Annotated in this window: 5 protein-coding genes; 3 read left to right on the top strand and 2 right to left on the bottom strand. The window is 61.1% G+C overall.

The window, feature by feature from the left end; all coding sequences use genetic code 11:
* Nucleotides 1–422: cytochrome P450 (locus BI344_RS25910; protein ID WP_206600424.1), on the bottom strand; the 422-nt coding region annotated here is incomplete at its 3' end.
* Entirely contained in the window at nt 422–1,015 is a 594-nt protein-coding gene (locus BI344_RS25905) for a cytochrome P450 (protein WP_206600423.1), read from the bottom strand. The genes BI344_RS25910 and BI344_RS25905, both read right to left, overlap by 1 nt.
* A 313-nt stretch (nt 1,016–1,328) precedes the next feature.
* On the opposite strand from BI344_RS25905, the gene BI344_RS17505 reads away from it, so the two are divergent.
* From BI344_RS17505 to BI344_RS24115, 3 genes are all read left to right on the top strand, one after another.
* Nucleotides 1,329–2,183, top strand: coding sequence for a GGDEF domain-containing protein (locus BI344_RS17505; protein WP_139167069.1), 855 nt, complete (start codon nt 1,329–1,331; stop codon nt 2,181–2,183).
* Nucleotides 2,180–2,428: a nucleotidyl cyclase domain-containing protein gene (locus BI344_RS17500; RefSeq protein WP_071114131.1), complete on the top strand. Its 249-nt coding sequence runs from the start codon at nt 2,180–2,182 to the stop codon at nt 2,426–2,428. The genes BI344_RS17505 and BI344_RS17500 overlap by 4 nt, the downstream gene beginning before the upstream one ends.
* Before the next feature lie 135 nt (nt 2,429–2,563).
* The gene (locus BI344_RS24115; protein ID WP_139167068.1) at nt 2,564–2,761 is read left to right on the top strand and encodes a hypothetical protein; all 198 of its coding nucleotides are present in this window, start codon (nt 2,564–2,566) and stop codon (nt 2,759–2,761) included.
* Nucleotides 2,762–2,799 lie beyond the last annotated feature (38 nt).

The raw sequence follows: 2,799 nt of genomic DNA, 5'->3' as shown, positions 1-2,799 counted from the left end.
GTTTCCTGCAGTGTCTGGCTCACGTAATGCAGCGCGGACACATCCGGCTCGCCGCTCTCTTCTCCTGGCCACGCGGCCGTCGCGTCTGCGCGAGCCTTCTCCTGGATATCAGGATGGGAGGCCATGCACCACGCCCACCAGCCCAACGAAGCCGCAATCGTTTCATGCCCCGCCAGAAAGGCCGTCTTGCACTCATCCCGCACCGCCTGCAACGGCCAGTCACGCGGCTGCCGCGAATGCAGCCGCAACAGCCGGGCAAGCAGATCATCAGGCCAGTCCTCTTGCGGCATGCCCAACCGAGCTTGCAGATGCCGTTCGATCAAATCGTTCAACAGCAGCCGCGCCCGGCGCCGTTTACGCTGCCACGGCATCCAATCGGGCAGGCTGGCGGGCCGCCACAGCTCCGCGGTGGAGGCCACCATCAAGGTGGTTGCACAGCCTCTTCCGCCTGCTGAGCCTCGCCGCCCACTCCGCTGGAAAACATCATGCGCAGAATCACCTCCATTGTCAGCGAGGTGAGTTCGTTCTCTATCGGCCAGGCATCCTCCCGGCCCGGCCACTGCGCGAATGCCTGGCGGGCGGCCTCGACAATGGATGGCGAGAAGGCCTGCACGGATTTGCGCGTGAAATCTGGCTGCAGGGCCTGCCGCTTTTCGCGCCAGGCTTGGCCTTCGGCGATCAGCACGCTATGGCCATGCACCCGGCGATACACCGTCAGCGCGCGCTCCCAACGCTGCAAGGCATCAGCCTGGCCTACCAGCAACTCGCGCGCCAAATGTGGATCGGACACGATGATCTGATGCTCGGGCCAGGTTCGCACATGCACCAAATCGCCGAACTCTCGCTTCCAGTCGGCCAAAGTGCCCATCAAATCGCGCGACATCCGTCCCAGCAACCCCCAGCCGGTCAAACCAGCTTTGGGGCCTGGCGGCCAGCTGCCGGCTGGTTGATTGGTCGGAGCCGGAGGTTGGCTGCCGGCGTGGAAGGGACAAGAGGAGTGGGGGGACGTTTTCATGCGGAAAATCATACCATTCCTCCGATAAGCAGTGCTAAATGGAAACGACAAACATTTTATTCCATATCAATAAATAATGCCATTTGAAAAATTTCGTCCACGCACGGACCGATCTGCCGCAGTACACGCCCCGCCCGTCCCGCATCTTCCTGCCGCCGCCAAGACCAATCTGCTTCCCATGTCAAAACAATCCCGACAGCCCATTTCATTTGTTGTATAGATTTGGAATGAGGGTTGGCGCCGCCATGCATCGAACTTGATGTCCGTGCGGAACATCAGGCCTGGCGGCATGGCATTCTCAGGAGCGTGTCTGGTGAATTTCAACTTCTATGGGCTTCCGGAGTTTGTCTCTTACAGCATCCTGTTGGGGATCGCGCTTGCCCTGATCAGGCAAAAGCGCGAGATCCGGCTGCGCTATTGGCTGGCCGGGTGGTTGCTCATCCTTCTGCATGCCGGCATCTTCATGCTGTTGCCGCAAAGCTTTCCCTTCGACGTGCTTGCCCGGGGAAACCTCGTCTTGGCCGGACAGCTGTTCATCCTGGCCGCCTACTACCAAGGACCGGCAACCATCCACTCATCACGGCTCATATCGCGAGTAGGTGTGGCGGGCGCGCTTAACCTGACCTTTGCCGTTGCCAGCGCCGCCTATGCCGAATTGCATCCTGGCAGCCAACAAATGGCGCCGTTCTATCTGCTGACTGCGCTGGGCGCGGCCGGCACCATCTGGCTCGCCGCAGCGACAGCGTGGAAGCCCCCTGGCATTCCCGGCTCTCCATCGCGCTGGCTGGGGCGGCCTACGCGCTGCAGGCCTGGGCCTTGCATGCCTATGGCCTGCCCAGTGGCGTATTTCTTCCTGCGCCAGACGCCGAAGCTGACCATGGGCGTCGTGTTCATCCTCTGGGGCCTGGTTTTCCCGGTCTACTCGCTGCTGATCCTGCATGCTCCGGCGATTTCCGCCCACATCGGGGCGGAAATCTGGAATCTGCCGAAATTCCTCGCCGCCGCCAGCATGATGTTGGTGCTGCTGGAAGAGCGGATAAGCCTGGCCACCCACTTGGCGGGCCATGACACGCTTACCGGCCTGCCCAACCGCCGCCTGTACGCCGACCGTTTCGAACAGGCAGTGCTCAAGCCATCCGCGACAACGGCGGATTCGGCTTTCTGGTGATAGACCTCAACCGCTTCAACAGCGTGAACGACGCGCTGGGCCAATCGCTGGAAGCCCCGATCCTTATCGCGGAGGGGCCATATCATGTCAGCGCCAGCGTCGGCGCAGCGGTCTATCCCGCCGATGGACTAAGCGAAAGCCAGCTGCATGCCGTCGCCGACGAACGCATGTATGCCGGCAAGGAGCAACACCGTATCGAATCGGCGCGCCACGAACAAGCCATCAACCATTCAAACCGCGCTTAGGACTGCGCGGAAGATTGATCCAAGCCTGCAAACGGGCAAGCCTAGACGCAAGCAATTGATTTAAAATAAAAAATCACGCCATGCAGCGCTACCAGCTACCGCCACAGCCTCAGATGGTTTGCCCCCCGAAAGCTCATGAACGATACAACCAAGCAAGCGCCCGAACGCGCCGGAAGCCGCAGCATTGTCGGCGCAATCTTGTTTTTCCGTGGACCTGGCCTTGCTGCAGGCGGCGCATGGCGCCTGCGCCGGGCATTCACCCACGCCAGAGACACCATGCTTGCCGCCATGATCATGCCGTCTGGTGCGGGCATTAGCGAGCGGCAGGCATGAAAAGGGCGTCCGAAGACGCCTTGTTTTGCGATGCCCTT

The sequence above is a fragment of the Chromobacterium sphagni genome (genome assembly GCF_001855555.1).
Classification (GTDB): Bacteria; Pseudomonadota; Gammaproteobacteria; order Burkholderiales; family Chromobacteriaceae; genus Chromobacterium; species Chromobacterium sphagni.
This window is presented reverse-complemented; position numbering and strand designations above follow the sequence as displayed.

Coding starts and splice junctions, on each gene's coding strand:
- BI344_RS25905 (WP_206600423.1), bottom strand. CDS start 1,015: ATGAAAACGTCCCCCCACTCCTCTTGTCCCTTCCACGCCGGCAGCCAA.
- BI344_RS24115 (WP_139167068.1), top strand. CDS start 2,564: ATGAACGATACAACCAAGCAAGCGCCCGAACGCGCCGGAAGCCGCAGC.